We start from the raw sequence: 14,885 nt of genomic DNA, 5'->3' as shown, positions 1-14,885 counted from the left end.
GGTGTTGCAACTGCCGTCATCGCGGGCAAGCCCGGCTCCCACACTTGACCGCATTCCCCTGTGGGAGCCGGGCTTGGCCGCGGTGAGGCCTTCCCATCCACTACAAATCTCCCTGTAAACCCCGCATAAACCTACTCTTTACGCCGTCTTTACGCCCCACCCATACCCTCGCTCTCGTTCCTTTACACCACTCCTGCCGACAATTGCCCCACACGCGGCACTCGCCGCTAAACGGAGAGACTTCCATGAGCGTTCTGGACGGGGTGTCACTGCTATTGGCCGTGGCGCTGTTCATTTATCTGCTGGTTGCGCTGTTACGCGCGGATCGGAACTAGGAGCGGGCCATGCACAGTTATGACTATTGGCTGATCATTGCCTTCTTTGCGGTGGTGCTGGTGCCGGCCCCGTTCCTGGGGCGGTTCTATTACAAGGTGATGGAAGGGCAGCGCACCTGGCTCACGCCGGTATTTGGCCCGGTGGAGCGTGCCTGTTATCGCTTGTCCGGCGTGGATGAGCATCAAGAACAAAGCTGGCAGAAATACATGCTGGCCTTGCTTGCGTTCAACCTCGCAGGCTTTGTGCTGTTGTTCGCGATCCTGTTGTTCCAGGACTATCTCCCACTGAACCCGCAGAAATTGCCAGGTCAGGAATGGACCTTGGCCTTCAACACGGCGGTCAGTTTCATGACCAACACCAACTGGCAGTCCTACAGCGGTGAGGCGTCCCTGAGTTATCTCAGCCAGATGGCGGGCCTGACCGTGCAGAACTTCGTCAGTCCGGCCACCGGTCTGGCAGTGCTGGTCGCTTTGTGCCGTGGGATCGGTCGTAAATCCACCAAGACCTTGGGTAACTTCTGGGTTGATATGACCCGCGCCACCCTCTATGGCCTGCTGCCGTTGTGCCTGGTGCTGGCGTTGTTCCTGGTGTGGCAGGGCGTACCGCAAACCTTCGCTCACTATGTAGATGCGGTGACGATGCAGGGTGTGGATCAAGTGATTCCCCTGGGCCCGGCGGCCAGCCAGATTGCGATCAAGCAATTGGGCACCAACGGCGGTGGCTTCTTCGGCGTCAACTCGGCGCATCCGTTTGAAGACCCGACTGCCTGGGCCAACCTGTTCGAGCTGGCGGCAATCATCCTGATCCCGGTGGCGCTGGTGTTCACCTTCGGCCACTACGTGAAGGACCTGCGCCAAAGCCGCGCGATCCTTGGCTGCATGCTGGCTCTGTTCCTGATTGGTGGCGCGACCTCGCTGTGGGCCGAATACCAGCCCAACCCGACCCTGAACAATCCCGCCGTGGAGCAAACCGCGCCGCTGGAAGGCAAGGAAGCACGCTTTGGCACCACCGGTACGGTGCTGTGGTCGGTGACCACGACGGCGGCGTCCAACGGTTCGGTCAACGGCATGCAGGACAGCCTCAACCCCCTTAGCGGAATGGTTGCGCTGGTCAACATGATGGTCGGCGAAGTGATCTTTGGCGGCGTCGGCGCAGGTATGTACGGCATGTTGCTCAACGTGCTGATCGCGGTGTTCCTCGCCGGCCTGATGATTGGTCGCACGCCGGAATACCTGGGCAAGAAACTGCAGGCCAAGGAAGTGCAATTGCTGGTGGTGACCTTGCTGGTCATGCCGGTTGGCGTGCTGGTGCTCGGCGCCATTGCCGCGAGCCTGCCAGGTCCGGCCGGTGCCATCAGTAACCCTGGCCCTCATGGTTTCAGCCAGTTGCTTTATGCCTACACCTCGGCCAGTGCCAACAACGGCTCGGCGTTCGGCGGCTTCAGTGCCAACACGCCGTTTCATAACCTGATGCTGGGCCTGGGCATGTTGATCGGTCGCTTTGGCTACATCCTCCCGGTACTGGCCCTGGCCGGCAGCCTGGCGATGAAGAAGACCGCACCGATTGGCCAGAACAGCTTCCCAACCCACGGCCCGCTGTTCGTGACCCTGTTGACCGTGACCATTTTGCTGGTGGGCGGCCTGACTTTCCTGCCAACGCTGGCGTTAGGCCCCATTGCTGAACACTTGAGCATGGGCTTCTAGTAAAGGGATATGAAAATGAATATGCCTGCAAAAAATGCGGCTCCGGTGCAACCCCAGGAGCCCGCCAAAACTGCCATCTCCGCCCTGTGGCGCCCGGCGTTGGTCCAGGCGTTCGTCAAGCTGGATCCGCGTCAACTGCAACGCTCGCCGGTGATGCTGGTGGTCGAGTTGACGGCCATCCTCACCACCGTGCTGTGCTTCGTGCCTGACACCGCCGTGCCCACCTATGTCGCGGTGCAAATCGCGGTCTGGCTGTGGTTCACCGTGCTGTTCGCCAACTTCGCCGAAGCCTTGGCCGAAGGGCGTGGCAAGGCCCGTGCCGACAGCCTCAAGGCTGGCAGTGAAGGCCTGAGCGCTCGTCGCAAAGAGGCCGATGGCAGCTTCAAGGTCGTGCCGGCCACCAGCCTGCGCAAAGGCGATGTGGTACGCGTTGCCGCCGGGGAAATGATCCCCGGTGACGGCGAAGTCATCGAAGGGATCGCGGCGGTCAACGAAGCGGCGATCACCGGCGAATCCGCACCGGTGATCCGCGAGTCCGGTGGCGACCGTTCGGCCGTCACCGGCAACACCCGCCTGGTGTCGGACTGGCTGCTGATCCGCATCACCGCCAACCCGGGTGAGTCGACCCTGGACCGCATGATCGCCTTGGTGGAAGGGGCCAAACGCCAGAAAACCCCCAACGAAGTCGCGCTGGATATCCTGCTGATCGGCCTGACCCTGATCTTCCTGTTGGTGGTGGTGACCCTGCAACCCTTCGCCCACTTCGCCAATGGCAGCTTGCCCCTGGTGTTCCTGGTCGCACTGCTGGTTACGCTGATTCCTACAACCATTGGTGGTTTGCTGTCGGCCATCGGCATCGCCGGCATGGACCGCCTGGTGCGCCTCAATGTGATCGCCAAGTCCGGCCGCGCCGTGGAAGCGGCGGGCGACGTGCATGTGTTGCTGCTGGACAAGACTGGCACCATCACCTTCGGTAACCGTCGGTGTGCGGCGGTGGTCGCAGCGCCTGGCGTCAGCGGCAAGGAAGTGGCCGAAGGCGCGTTGTTTGCCTCCCTGGCGGATGACACGGCGGAAGGTAAATCCATCGTCGAATACCTGCGCGCCTTGCATCCGCAGGCCGAGCCCTCTGCGGATGAGCTGACCGCTGTGCCGTTCAGTGCGGAAACCCGTTTGTCCGGTGTCGACTACCAGGGCCGGGTGTTCCGCAAAGGCGCGGTGGATTCGCTGCTGGCGTTCATCGGTCAGCAACGGCGCGACTTGCTGCCAGCACTGTCGCGGGAAATCGACAAGATCGCCCAAAGCGGCGGTACGCCGTTGCTGGTGTGTGCTGATGGCAAGTTGCTCGGTGCGATTCACCTGAAGGACGTGGTCAAGCCCGGCATCCGTGAGCGTTTCGCCGAGCTGCGCAAGCTGGGCATTCGCACCGTGATGGTCACTGGCGACAACCCGCTGACCGCCGCAGCGATTGCTGCCGAAGCGGGCGTCGACGACGTGCTGGCCGAAGCCACCCCGGAGAAAAAACTCGCGCGCATTCGTCATGAACAGAACGACGGCCGCTTGGTGGCAATGTGTGGCGACGGCGCCAACGACGCTCCGGCGCTGGCCCAGGCTGACGTCGGCATGGCAATGAATGACGGCACCCAGGCCGCCCGCGAGGCCGCCAACATGGTCGACCTCGACAGCGACCCGACCAAGCTGTTGGACGTGGTGCAGATCGGCAAGGAATTGCTGGTGACCCGTGGCGCGCTGACCACCTTCTCCATTGCCAACGACGTGGCCAAGTATTTCGCGATCCTGCCGGCGCTGTTCGCCTCGATCTACCCACAATTGGGCGTGCTCAACGTGATGCACCTGCAGAGCCCACAGAGCGCGATTCTCTCGGCCATTGTGTTCAACGCATTGATCATCGTGGTGCTGATTCCGTTGGCGCTGCGCGGTGTGCGTGTGCAAGCGGCGAGTGCGGCGGCGTTGCTGCGCCGCAACCTGCTGATCTACGGGTTGGGCGGGATCCTGGTGCCATTCGTGGGCATCAAGGCGATCGACATGCTGCTGACTGCGTTGCACCTGGTTTGACCCGAATCCTGTGGGTGCCAGCTGGGTGCCCACAGGTTGCAATGACCGAATTGAGGAATCCGAAATGTCCAACATGATCCGCCCGGCCCTGAGCCTGCTGGTACTCATGACCCTGATCACCGGCGTCGCCTACCCTCTGGTCGTGACTGGCGTCGCCCAAGTCGCCTTCCCGTACCAGGCCAATGGCAGCCTGGTACGCGATGACAGTGGCAAGGTGCGCGGCTCCAGCCTGATCGCCCAGGATTTTACCGGTGACAGCTGGTTCCACCCACGCCCATCGGCGGGCGCTTACGCGACGGTTTCCAGCAGTGCCAGCAACCTTGGTCCCAGTAACCCGGCGCTGGCGACGCGCATCATCGATGAGGCAAACAAACAACTGGTACCCGGCCAGGGGCCCGTACCTTTGGCGTCGCTGACTACCTCTGGCAGCGGTCTTGATCCACACTTGCCACCACCAGCGATTGCCTATCAACTGGCGCGGGTGGCGGCGGCGCGGAATGTGCCGGTGTCGACCTTGCAGCGCTTGCTCGATGAGCATATCGAAAGCCCGTTGGTGGGGCCGCCGGTGGTGAATGTGCTGGCGCTGAACATGGCCCTGGAAAAGCTGTAACCCGATCAATACCTGAAGGACACTGCCCGCATGAGCGACTCCGGCCGCGCCGATGCCTTATTAGCCGATCTGCCCCGGGACGGCCGTGGCCGGCTCAAAGTCTTCCTCGGCGCCGCGCCGGGGGTGGGCAAGACCTATGCCATGCTCCAGGCAGCGCACACTCAGTTGCGCCAAGGCGTGCGGCTGATTGCCGGTGTGGTCGAGACCCATGGCCGCGCCGAGACCGAGGCCTTGCTCAGCGGCCTGCCGCAACAGCCTTTGCTGCGCAGCGAATACCGTGGCGTGATGCTTGAAGAAATGGACCTCGACGGCCTGCTCGCCGCCAAGCCCAAGCTGGTGCTGGTGGACGAGCTGGCCCACAGTAACGCGCCCGGCAGTCGCCATGAAAAGCGCTGGCAAGATATCCAGGAATTGCTCGCCGCCGGCATCAACGTATTCACCACGGTCAACGTCCAGCACCTGGAAAGCCTCAACGACCAAGTGCGCGGCATTACCGGCGTGCAAGTGCGTGAAACCCTACCGGACTGGGTGTTGCAAGAGGCTGACGAACTGCTGCTGATCGACCTGCCTTCCCGCGAGCTGCTGGAGCGCCTGCGTGACGGCAAGGTCTATGTGCCCGAACAGGCCCGCGCGGCCATCGATGCGTTTTTCACCCAGACCAACCTCATGGCCTTGCGCGAGTTGGCGATGCAAACCGCCGCCGCCCATGTCGATGACGATTTGGCCCAGGGCTATCGCCAACTCGGCCAGGCCGCTCCGGCGGTGCGTGGTCGCTTGTTGGTGGGGGTGGATGGCGATGCACAGGCCGAGCGCCTGGTGCGGCATGCCAGCCGGGTTGCCCAGCGTCGGCATTTGCCGTGGAGCCTGGTGCATATCGATAACGGCCGTGCGCGCGATGAGCAGTCCCGGTTGCGTTTGCAGAATGCTCAGCAACTGGCCGAGCGTCTGGGGGGCGAGGTAGTGCTGCTGCGGGCGGGGGAGGTGGCCAAGACGCTGATCCAGCACGCCGCTGAACGTCGCGCCAGCCTGTTGCTGGTGGGACAGTCGCGGATGCGTTGGCGGCGTCGCTTGTTTGGCGGTGGCCTGGCTGCACGGTTGTTGCGAAATGCACGCGGCCTGGAAATCAACGTCCTCGACAGCGACGACATCCCGGCGCCACCACGCTTGCCGGATGTACGTGGGTTGGTGTGGTTCGATTATGCGCTCGCGGTAGTGGCGACGGTGGTGGCGGCTGCGGTGGCGTGGGCGGTGTCCAGTGTCCTGCCGCTGCCGAATATCTCGCTGGTGTTTCTCGCCGCCGTGTTGCTGGTGGCGGTGCGCAGTAGTTTGGGGCCATCGCTGGTGTGCGCGGCGTTGTCGTTCCTGACCTATGACTTTCTGTTTATCCCGCCGAATTTTTCCTTCGCCATCCAGCGTGAAGAAGACGTATTGACGCTGTTGTTCTTCCTGCTGATGGCGGCGCTGACCGGCAACCTGGCCGCGCGCCAACGCCGCCAATTGCAGGCGTTGCGCGACACTCAGGAAGAAACCAGCGAGCTGCTCGACCTGTCGCGCAAACTCACCGCTGCCACCGATCGCCAGGCGGTGGTCAGCGCGGCTGCGCATCATTTGGAAGGCTGGAGCGACCTGGACCTGTGCCTGGTCAATCGTGATGGGCAGGGTGGTTGGACGATCGAAACTGGCGGCCCGCTGACCCTCACCGAGGCCGAGCGCGCCGCGGCTGATTGGGCTTGGCAGCATGATCAGCCGGCGGGTATGGGCACCGGCACCTTGCCGTTCGGGCGTTGGTGGTGGTGGCCGTTGTCGGGCGAAGAGGGCCCGCTGGGGTTGCTGGGTGTCAGTCCAAAACCCGGCCTGGAGTTGAGCGGACAACGCCGTCGATTGCTCACGGCCTTGAGCCAACCGCTGGCCCAGGCTTTGGCGCGTGCGCAACTGGCCCAAGAGTTGGAATCCGCTCGATTGCACGGCGAAACCGAGCAACTGCGCAGTGCCTTGCTGGCCTCGGTGTCCCACGATTTGCGCACGCCGCTGACGTCCATGCGCGGTAGCATCGACAGCCTGCTGGCGCTCGGTGAAGCCATCCCGCTGGAGGATCGCCGCGAGTTGCTTGAAGGCACCCGTGATGAAGCTGAGCGCCTGGACCGCTATATCCAGAACTTGCTCGACATGACACGCCTCGGTCATGGCGCGTTGAAACTGGCACGGGACTGGGTGTCACCGGGCGATATCGTCGGCAGCGCCCTCGGCCGTCTGCGTGCGGTGCTGGCGCCGTTGCAGGTGAACACCGATGTGCCACCTGAGTTGCCCTTGTTGTATGTGCATGCCGCGTTGATCGAGCAAGCGTTGGTCAATGTGCTGGAAAACGCCGCACGTTTCTCACCCCCGCAAGGCCGCTTGCAACTGAGCGCCGGCGTTACGGAAAATCAGCTGTTTTTCGCCGTGGCCGATGAGGGGCCAGGCATTCCCGAGGAAGAACGGGCAAAGATCTTCGACATGTTCTACACCGCCGCCCGAGGCGATCGTGGTGGGCAGGGCACGGGCCTGGGCCTGGCGATCTGCCAGGGCATGGTCGGGGCCCACGGCGGACATATCAGTGTGGCCGACGGTATCGACGGGCGTGGCACCTGCATCACCTTGTTCCTGCCGTTGCCGACACAGCCTGGCCTGGAGCGCGAGGCATGAGCTACCCTGTTTTCTTCACGGATTTTGATGGGGCACCATGAGCCAGACCGCGACGATTTTAGTCATTGATGACGAACCGCAGATCCGCAAATTCCTGCGCATCAGCCTGGCCTCCCAGGGTTACAAAGTGATCGAGGCCGGCACTGGCAACGAAGGCTTGGCCCAGGCCGCGTTGAGCAAACCGGACCTGCTGGTGCTCGACCTCGGCCTGCCGGACATGGATGGCCAGCAAGTGCTGCGTGAATTTCGAGAGTGGTCGACGGTGCCGGTGCTGGTGCTGTCAGTACGCGCGAGCGAAGTGCAGAAAGTGGAAGCCCTCGACGGTGGCGCCAATGACTACGTCACCAAACCCTTCGGCATTCAGGAGTTTCTCGCCCGCGTGCGCGCCTTGCTACGCCAGGCGCCAGCGGGCGAAGCCCAGGAAGCGGCCTTGCGTTTTGGCCCGCTGACGGTGGACCTGGCTTATCGCCGCGTGCTGCTGGACGGTGCCGAAGTGGCGCTGACCCGCAAGGAGTATGCGGTGCTGGCGCAATTGGCGCGGCATCCGGGGCGGGTGATTACCCAGCAACAATTGCTCAAGGACATCTGGGGGCCGACTCATACCGAAGACAGCCACTACCTGCGCATTGTCGTGGGCCACCTGCGGCAGAAACTGGCAGATGATCCGACCCAGCCGCGGTTTATCGTGACCGAGGCGGGAGTGGGGTATCGGTTGTTGAGTGCTTAGAACGTAGGCGTCTGGCCGGGCTTGCCCGCGAAGAGGCCATCAGCAACGCCTGCTCTTTCAGCTCTGCTCACTTTCATACCGGTCCAACGTATCACTGGCGATTTCCCGCCCGAGCGCGATCAGCTCCGGCGCTTTGTAGAACTCGAAAAACCGACAGACCCGCTTCGGTACGTTGATCAGCACGTCGGGTGGGTAGCCGGCAATCTTGTACTGCGCCAGCGACGTCTGCATCACCTCGAAGCTCTGGTTGATCAAATCCAGCAGTGACGCCGGGCCGACGTTATCGATGATGAACGAGCCGGTCGCTGATTTTGGTGCTCCCGGCTTTTCCGGTGCGGCGGCGGGTTGTTGGGATTCCGGCTCGGCCGACTCCAACCACGGGTTGATCTCCGCCGCTTGGGCTTCTAAGGCTTCCTGCTCCAACTTCATTAATTGTTCGGCCTGTTTGCGGCGAAATGGCAGGTGCGAGCCGAGTGACTTGGCCAGGTTATTAAAGCGGCTCTTGAAAGCAGGCGGGCGCTGGATCACCGGCAGATGGTAGTGCTTCTGGTTGGTGGCGTTGAGGTTGACCGCGATGATCAAGTCGCAATGGCTCGACACCACCGGCACGATGGGCAGCGGGTTGAGCAGGCCGCCGTCGACCAGCATGCGGTTGCCTTGCATCACCGGGGTGAACAGGCTGGGAATCGCCGCGGAGGCGCGCATGGCCTGATGCAGGCAACCTTCCTGGAACCAGATTTCCTGCTGGTTGGTCAGGTCTGTGGCGACGGCGGTGTAGGGAATGCGCAGCTCTTCGATGTTGATCTCGCCGACAATCTTGCGGATCTGCCCGAAGACTTTCTCACCGCGAATCGCCCCCAGGCGAAAGCTCACGTCCACCAGACGCAGCACGTCGAGGTAATCGAGGCTTTCAATCCAGTTCCGATAATCATCCAGCTTACCGGCGGCGTAGATCCCGCCGACGACGGCCCCCATGGAACAGCCGGCGATACAAGCGATGTCGTAGCCGCGCCGCTCGATTTCTTCGATCACGCCGATGTGGGCGTAGCCCCGGGCCCCGCCGGAACCCAGCACCAAGGCAACACGCTTCTTCATGGTCCATGTCCTCCCCAAGGCAGGGTCTCACAATGCACCCATTGAGGGGGCGGCTTCAATCTTCGCGGGCGGCCTGCGAAATTTTTCCAGAATAGCCACGGTGCTCGGGTATGCTCTGGTCTGTAGGTACAATCGATTTCAGGCTAAGGACAGGCACTTTTCCATGTAGGCAACGTCTACAACGTACGACTGTTTTTTCTTTTTGAGGTGTCATCGATGAAAGCCTGGATGTGTGTACCTGTGATCATGCTGGCCCTGGCCGGTTGTGCCGGGAAGACCGCATACCGCGACAGCTGCGGCAGCCAATTGGACGCTGCCTGGAAGGAGCTCGATCTTGCCAAGGCTGAAGGCTTTGCTGGCACGGTGAGCTACTCCAAAGCCTTGTCGCTGCTGACGGGCGCCAAGACCCAGCAACAGTTTGAAGCGTTTGAAGGCTGTTCCAACAAAGCCGAGAAAGCGCGGTTCTATATTCGTGAGTCTCGCGCCGGGCGTTGACCTGCAGCAGCGAGTAGGATTTTTCATCAGGCAGTGAGGGCAGGATGTCAGCTTTGGTCGATCAGTTAGTCGCTCAGGTCATTGGCCTGGAAGTAGGGTTACTGAGCTGCCAGGCTCGCCTCGCCGCCGTCACCGACGATGAAGCCTTGCATGACCTGCGCACCACCGTGCGCCGTCTGCGCAGCTTGTTGCGCCCCTTGCGGGGATTGCCAGGGGTGGAACAGCTTGAGTTGGCCGCCAGCACCGTCGGCCAATTGACGACGCCGCTACGTGACCGTGAGGTGCTGGCGGCGTATTTGCACCAGCATGGTCATCACGAGGCCGCCAACCGTCGCCTGCGTCTGCAACCTGAGGCCTATCGTCAGGTAGCGCAAAGCCCGGAGCTTGCGCATTTGCTGCTGATTCTGGATGCCTTTCCGCGTTTCATCCGTGCTTCTGAGCATCAGAAATTGCTCAAAGGCCTGCGCCCACGCATTGAAAAACGTCTGGCCAAACAATGGCAGAAACTCGGTGAGGCCTTGAAAGACCCAGATCATGACCGACACCGCCTGCGGTTGTTGATCAAGCGGGTGCGTTATGCCGCCGAAGCCTATCCCGAATTGGATAAGTTGCCGGCCAACGCGATGTCGCGCCTGAAAAAAGCCCAGGGTGCTTTAGGCGATTGGCACGATTGCTGGCAATGGCTGGCCCAAGCTGAGCTTCAGGCGGATCTGCAACCTTGTGTTGCGGTGTGGCATCGTACCATGGCCAAGGCAGAAGGGCAGGCGGACCGCGTGCTGGATAAACTCAGCGCCGATTGTTTCTAAACCGGTCCGGCTTTTGGCCGGAATAGGCGCTGTACCTGGCTGGCCCGATGGTTAAGATCCCTCATCTGTTTCTTTTGATGTGAGACCGCCATGCGCTTTAGTGATTTGCTCGACGCCGCCCGCAGCAACCCGCTGGATGTCACCATCCCCGCCGAATGGGCCCAGGGCCGCGCGACCTTTGGTGGCCTGGTGGCTGCCTTGCAATACGAGGCCCTGCGCGCCCAGGTGCCAGCCGATCGTCCGCTACGGTCGCTGGCCATCACCTTCGTCGGCCCTGTAGCGCCGGACGTTCCTGCCAGTTATCAAGTCGAAGTCTTGCGCGAAGGCAAGGCCGTCAGCCAATTGCTTGGCCGTGTGGTGCAGAACGGTGAAGTGGCGACACTGGTACAGGCCAGTTTCGGTGCGTCCCGTGAGTCGGAAATCGCGGTTGAAAGCGAAGCGCCGCCGGTGTTCAAACATTGGGATGAATGCCAGGAACTGCCCTATATCAAGGGCGTTACCCCCGAGTTCATGCGTCATTTGGCGATGCGCTGGAGTGTCGGTGGCTTACCCTTTACCGGCAATAAATCCCGGGACATGGGCGGTTGGGTTCGTTTACGCGGCGATGTCAAAGAAGAGCCACTGACTGAGGCGCATATCCTCGCCCTGGTTGACGCCTGGCCCCCAGCCTTGCTGCCGCACCTGAAAAAGCCGGCTCCCGGCAGCACCCTGACCTGGACTATCGAATTCATCCAACCCTTGCAGGATCTGACGACCCTCGACTGGTGCCAGTATTACGTCAACATCGAACACGCCCGCGATGGCTACGGCCATGCCGCTGCCGCCCTCTGGAGCCCGACCGGCGAGTTGATCGCCATCAGCCGCCAGACCGTGGTGGTCTTCGCCTGACCTCAATGTCGGTGGCGCTGCCGCCAGGCGCGCCACCAGCCGCCGCTTAGTACAAAGCGCGGAAAAGTCACGAACTGCTCGACCACCAGGCGCTGCACCGCATCTTTACGGTCACTGAACGGCTCACTGGCCTGGGCTTCCAGGCTATGGCCATGACGCTGCAACGCCAAGCCGGCCAGAATCCCGACCACACCCACGGCAAAACTGGCCAGGCTCAGGCTGAAAACCCCGGACACGATCAACAGAAACCCGATGATGAACAGCGGCACGGCAATCAGGTGCAACGCCAGGTTGGTCGGGTGTTGGTGGTTCTGCGGGTAATTACGCCATTGCCAGGCGGGGAGATTGGGGTGACGCTTGCCCATGATGGTGAATCCTCTGTCCGTTGAAATAGCATGGAGAGAGTTTAGGTGGGGTTGGAGGAGGGGGCGAATTGGGGCTGGCTATGGGGGTCATAGACTGCAAGCTCCTGCCATGTAAACGACTGCTCGGTTTTAAGCTTTTCAGTGAAAGCTGGCGTCGATTCTTTCGACCGTTAATTTTACATAATGCTCGTTAAGTTCTGGATGGTCATAATGTATGCCTTCGTCGCTCAGCGATGTGAAGGTGAGAAGTTTATCGTCATAGAGCTCGCCGTAAAGGATATAGAAATAGCCAGGCCCTATCTTTTCGGCCAACACGCCGCTCGGCTCAGCACGCTCAAGCACATAATCTTCAGGAATGTTTATGGTCAGCTCCACGTCATAGAATTTCCCAACTTCTATTTGATAGGGGCAGTAACTAATAAAGCAATTTATGATCGTCCCCTCTATGAGCAGCGTAATATCTTCTTGTATCTGATCATTGAGTGCTAAAACGCGCACTCTCTTATAGTTATTTGTTGTAAGGTCTGATTGTTTTGTCAGAGGGGTTGCCATTTATCATTCTCTAGAAGTTTTTTCGCTTTTGCTATGCAGAAATCGTCTTTCTGTGACCGTTTAACAGCTTTGGCGTACCTAGCCACAAGCTGAGTCTGGGGCGTTAATGTATACGGCTGGACCGCAGAGAGAAATATATTTGGCTTTTAACTCGATTGCCGAAGACTTGGAAGTAGCTCGCAACTCATAATAGGTTTCGTGTTTAGTTATCACGACTTTTAGCGTTTCTCTAGTCGGAATGTTTTTGATTTTGACATCGCTCAATCCGCCGCAATCCAGGCCTATTCTGCATGTGTTAAATCCCTTTTTAATCCACTTTTCCGGGGGGGCGTCAGGAATTTCAGAAATGTCGAAACCTAAACCGATATTGGGTCGGTCATTGTCAATGGTCACGGAAAAAAGCGTTATTTCGCCTATTTCTACCGGGTAAGTGAATACCTTGTTGAAGAAAATCGTGTTTTCTAGCTCGTTCCAATATTTCATTTTTTATCCTTGAAATAATAATGGTCTCTAGCGCCATCTAATTTTCCATTTCTCGGCCTGTTTTTCGGTCGAAGATTGAAATGCGCGGTTTGATCACCCTTTCCGTCAGGTGCTGAAAACTTGTGACCAGCTCCATGATCTTGAATTAGAACCTTTGAACCGTCCGCCCGGGTGAATTCGTACTCTCGAGTCATCACAGGCCTTCCTCGGGCATCCAGAATTTCGTTTTTCTGCTGATCTTTCATTGATACCTGTGAATATTGCCTCATTGTCCCTAATCTGGGATCGAGTACGGCATCTGGGTGTTGTGCACGCGGTATTCCCGCATCGGCCTTGGCTTGTTTGAACGCTCCATTCCTTGATACTTCCGGCGCAGACGGCTCTTTAGGTGTGCCACATTCTGGGCTTTTCGTACCTTTAGGTGGGCAGTTGGCATTCAACCCTAGTGGGTCAATCCATCCCGTAGGATTCGGCACATATTGGTACGCGTTGATCCCCCCCGCCAGCATCACCGGGTCTGGCGTCAGGTAGCGGCCAATATCCGGATTGTAGTAGCGATGACGGTTGTAGTGCAGTCCGCTCTCCGGGTCGAAGTACTGACCTTGGAAGCGCAGCGGATTGTCGACCTTTGCGATTTCTAGACGGGTGATTTCGCCATAAGCGCGGTAATGGGCGGACCAGACGATTTCGCCATCGGAAGCGGTGAGTTCCTGTGGAGTGCCGAGATGGTCGAGTTGATAGTGGTAGGGCTTTGTGTTCTTCGGACCGAAGCCTTCCAGCAGCGCCAGCGGACGGAAGCTGTCCGGTTCGTAAAGGTAGCTGCGGTGGCACTCCGCGTGGTGTTCGGCAATGAGTTTGTCGCCTTGCCAGAAGAACTCGATGGTGCTGCCATCAACAGTTTTGCTGATACGGCGGCCAAACGGGTCGTAGCGATAGCTGGCGGTCTGGCCGTTGGGTTTTTTGATGCCGATCAGGCGGTGTTGGCAGTCGTAGCGGTATTCGGTGACGAGTTGATGGCCTTTGCCGCGTCGTTCGCGGATAAGGTTGCCGAAGGCGTCATAGTCGTAATGATGGTCGCCTTGGATCATCAGGCGATTGCCGGCCACGATGTCCGGGCCCGGGCGGTCTTGCATGAGAACGTTACCAGCCGGGTCGTGGCCAAAGCGTTCCTGCACGTGTTGGGAGTGGTCGGCGCGGGTGAGGCGGTTTAGCGGGTCGTAGTGGTAGTGGTGTTCACCTTTACGGGTGTCGAGCAGGCGGGTGAGGTTGCCGGATGTGTCGTAGTGGTACTGGCGTCGGTAAATAGCACCTTCGATGTCGCACAGGCCGTGGTTGAACAGGCGTCCCTGGTCGTCGTACTGATAACTGCTGAGCAGCTTTCCTTGGCCTCTTTGGTGTTCTCGACCTGTATCGAATAGATGAGTGGTGAGCGTTTGCCCATTGACCTCGACTTTTTCGAGTTGGCCGCCTTTGGCGTGGTTGAACGCCACCCGGTTGTTGTCCGGCAGGCGTAGGTTGTTCAGTTGTCCGCAGGCGTCGTAGCCATAGCGCAGCGTGCCCCAGCCTTGGTGTTCGGCGGTGAGGCGGTTTTGGCTGTCGTACTCGTAGGCCAACGCCCAGTGGCCATCTTCGACGCTTAAGAGATTGCCCTGACGGTCGTAGGCGTAATCGACCAGGTTGCCGTCGGGCAGGGTTTTTCTTACGAGTCGCCCGGCATAGTCGCGCTCGTAACGGGTAACTAACTGACTGCCGTCGTCACCGTGTTCGGTCTTTTCTTGCAGGTTGCCGTTGAGGTCGTAGAGGTAAGCTGTGCGCTGGCCGTCAAAGCCGGTTTCCTGTTGGATCAGGCCATTGGCGTGATACTGGAGTCGGTAGGTTTCGCCCACCTCGTTTTCGATCTCGGTGAGCAATAACCGCACACTGTCGTAACGGTATTTGACCTGAGTGCCATCAGCGTTGATGCGCCGGCTGATCAGGTGCAGGCCGTCGGCGTATTCGTAGCGCGTGACGTGGCCGAGTTCATCGCGCTCGGAGGTGATTTTTCCGTATGCGTTGTAGCTGTATTCCCGT

General features: G+C 59.9%; 14 protein-coding genes. 9 read left to right on the top strand and 5 right to left on the bottom strand.

What is annotated here, in order from left to right; translation table 11 throughout:
* Nucleotides 1-245: 245 nt before the first annotated feature.
* The 6 genes from kdpF to EJ576_RS26070 all read left to right on the top strand — a co-directional run bounded on the left by kdpF (nucleotide 246) and on the right by EJ576_RS26070 (nucleotide 8,131).
* A complete protein-coding gene (kdpF, locus tag EJ576_RS26095; RefSeq protein WP_003218754.1) occupies nucleotides 246-335 on the top strand; it encodes a K(+)-transporting ATPase subunit F in 90 nt (29 codons plus the stop codon).
* A 9-nt stretch (nucleotides 336-344) separates the two neighbouring features.
* A complete protein-coding gene (kdpA, locus tag EJ576_RS26090) occupies nucleotides 345-2,039 on the top strand; it encodes a potassium-transporting ATPase subunit KdpA (protein WP_122725114.1) in 1,695 nt (564 codons plus the stop codon).
* 15 nt (nucleotides 2,040-2,054) lie between these two features.
* Nucleotides 2,055-4,112 carry a potassium-transporting ATPase subunit KdpB gene (gene kdpB / locus EJ576_RS26085; RefSeq protein ID WP_178083570.1) on the top strand — a complete coding sequence of 686 codons (2,058 nt, stop codon included), beginning with the start codon at nucleotides 2,055-2,057 and terminating at the stop codon, nucleotides 4,110-4,112.
* 64 nt (nucleotides 4,113-4,176) lie between these two features.
* Nucleotides 4,177-4,722, top strand: a complete 546-nt coding sequence (gene kdpC, locus EJ576_RS26080) for a potassium-transporting ATPase subunit KdpC (protein WP_122725118.1) — start codon at nucleotides 4,177-4,179, stop codon at nucleotides 4,720-4,722.
* Nucleotides 4,723-4,752: 30 nt separating this feature from the next.
* Nucleotides 4,753-7,404 carry a sensor histidine kinase KdpD gene (locus tag EJ576_RS26075; RefSeq protein ID WP_126571462.1) on the top strand — a complete coding sequence of 884 codons (2,652 nt, stop codon included), beginning with the start codon at nucleotides 4,753-4,755 and terminating at the stop codon, nucleotides 7,402-7,404.
* 37 nt (nucleotides 7,405-7,441) lie between these two features.
* A complete protein-coding gene (locus EJ576_RS26070) occupies nucleotides 7,442-8,131 on the top strand; it encodes a response regulator (RefSeq protein WP_028619501.1) in 690 nt (229 codons plus the stop codon).
* Between the two features lie 57 nt (nucleotides 8,132-8,188).
* Here the strand turns inward: EJ576_RS26070 and EJ576_RS26065 are convergent, their stop codons facing one another.
* Nucleotides 8,189-9,226, bottom strand: a complete 1,038-nt coding sequence (locus EJ576_RS26065) for a patatin-like phospholipase family protein (protein WP_028619502.1) — start codon at nucleotides 9,224-9,226, stop codon at nucleotides 8,189-8,191.
* Nucleotides 9,227-9,442: 216 nt separating this feature from the next.
* On the opposite strand from EJ576_RS26065, the gene EJ576_RS26060 reads away from it, so the two are divergent.
* From EJ576_RS26060 to EJ576_RS26050, 3 genes are all read left to right on the top strand, one after another.
* Nucleotides 9,443-9,721 (top strand): hypothetical protein, encoded by a 279-nt coding sequence (locus EJ576_RS26060; protein WP_003172685.1) that lies wholly within the window; start codon nucleotides 9,443-9,445, stop codon nucleotides 9,719-9,721.
* A 44-nt stretch (nucleotides 9,722-9,765) separates the two neighbouring features.
* Nucleotides 9,766-10,527 carry a CHAD domain-containing protein gene (locus tag EJ576_RS26055; RefSeq protein ID WP_126571461.1) on the top strand — a complete coding sequence of 254 codons (762 nt, stop codon included), beginning with the start codon at nucleotides 9,766-9,768 and terminating at the stop codon, nucleotides 10,525-10,527.
* Nucleotides 10,528-10,617: 90 nt separating this feature from the next.
* Nucleotides 10,618-11,415, top strand: a complete 798-nt coding sequence (locus EJ576_RS26050; RefSeq protein WP_071496658.1) for an acyl-CoA thioesterase II — start codon at nucleotides 10,618-10,620, stop codon at nucleotides 11,413-11,415.
* Between the two features lie 2 nt (nucleotides 11,416-11,417).
* On the opposite strand, the gene EJ576_RS26045 is transcribed toward EJ576_RS26050, so the two are convergent.
* The 4 genes from EJ576_RS26045 to EJ576_RS26030 form a co-directional block, all read right to left on the bottom strand.
* The gene (locus EJ576_RS26045) at nucleotides 11,418-11,780 is read right to left on the bottom strand and encodes an Mpo1-like protein (protein ID WP_010566540.1); all 363 of its coding nucleotides are present in this window, start codon (nucleotides 11,778-11,780) and stop codon (nucleotides 11,418-11,420) included.
* Between the two features lie 138 nt (nucleotides 11,781-11,918).
* Nucleotides 11,919-12,332 carry a hypothetical protein gene (locus tag EJ576_RS29715; protein ID WP_158628961.1) on the bottom strand — a complete coding sequence of 138 codons (414 nt, stop codon included), beginning with the start codon at nucleotides 12,330-12,332 and terminating at the stop codon, nucleotides 11,919-11,921.
* A 78-nt stretch (nucleotides 12,333-12,410) separates the two neighbouring features.
* Nucleotides 12,411-12,815, bottom strand: coding sequence for an Imm50 family immunity protein (locus EJ576_RS26035; RefSeq protein ID WP_126571459.1), 405 nt, complete (start codon nucleotides 12,813-12,815; stop codon nucleotides 12,411-12,413).
* A partial coding sequence (locus tag EJ576_RS26030) for an RHS repeat-associated core domain-containing protein (protein ID WP_178083569.1) occupies nucleotides 12,812-14,885 on the bottom strand: 2,074 nt, incomplete at its 5' end. The genes EJ576_RS26035 and EJ576_RS26030, both read right to left, overlap by 4 nt.

The sequence above is a fragment of the Pseudomonas sp. C 49-2 genome (assembly GCF_003970195.1).
GTDB lineage: Bacteria > Pseudomonadota > Gammaproteobacteria > Pseudomonadales > Pseudomonadaceae > Aquipseudomonas > Aquipseudomonas canadensis.
This window is presented reverse-complemented; position numbering and strand designations above follow the sequence as displayed.

Excerpts from the sequence above, each read along its gene's own strand:
- EJ576_RS26050 (WP_071496658.1), top strand. The coding sequence starts at position 10,618 with ATGCGCTTTAGTGATTTGCTCGACGCCGCCCGCAGCAACCCGCTGGAT.
- kdpB (WP_178083570.1), top strand. The coding sequence starts at position 2,055 with ATGAATATGCCTGCAAAAAATGCGGCTCCGGTGCAACCCCAGGAGCCC.
- EJ576_RS26060 (WP_003172685.1), top strand. The coding sequence starts at position 9,443 with ATGAAAGCCTGGATGTGTGTACCTGTGATCATGCTGGCCCTGGCCGGT.
- EJ576_RS26055 (WP_126571461.1), top strand. The coding sequence starts at position 9,766 with ATGTCAGCTTTGGTCGATCAGTTAGTCGCTCAGGTCATTGGCCTGGAA.
- EJ576_RS26045 (WP_010566540.1), bottom strand. The coding sequence starts at position 11,780 with ATGGGCAAGCGTCACCCCAATCTCCCCGCCTGGCAATGGCGTAATTAC.
- EJ576_RS26075 (WP_126571462.1), top strand. The coding sequence starts at position 4,753 with ATGAGCGACTCCGGCCGCGCCGATGCCTTATTAGCCGATCTGCCCCGG.
- EJ576_RS29715 (WP_158628961.1), bottom strand. The coding sequence starts at position 12,332 with ATGGCAACCCCTCTGACAAAACAATCAGACCTTACAACAAATAACTAT.
- kdpA (WP_122725114.1), top strand. The coding sequence starts at position 345 with ATGCACAGTTATGACTATTGGCTGATCATTGCCTTCTTTGCGGTGGTG.
- EJ576_RS26070 (WP_028619501.1), top strand. The coding sequence starts at position 7,442 with ATGAGCCAGACCGCGACGATTTTAGTCATTGATGACGAACCGCAGATC.
- EJ576_RS26065 (WP_028619502.1), bottom strand. The coding sequence starts at position 9,226 with ATGAAGAAGCGTGTTGCCTTGGTGCTGGGTTCCGGCGGGGCCCGGGGC.
- kdpF (WP_003218754.1), top strand. The coding sequence starts at position 246 with ATGAGCGTTCTGGACGGGGTGTCACTGCTATTGGCCGTGGCGCTGTTC.
- EJ576_RS26035 (WP_126571459.1), bottom strand. The coding sequence starts at position 12,815 with ATGAAATATTGGAACGAGCTAGAAAACACGATTTTCTTCAACAAGGTA.
- kdpC (WP_122725118.1), top strand. The coding sequence starts at position 4,177 with ATGTCCAACATGATCCGCCCGGCCCTGAGCCTGCTGGTACTCATGACC.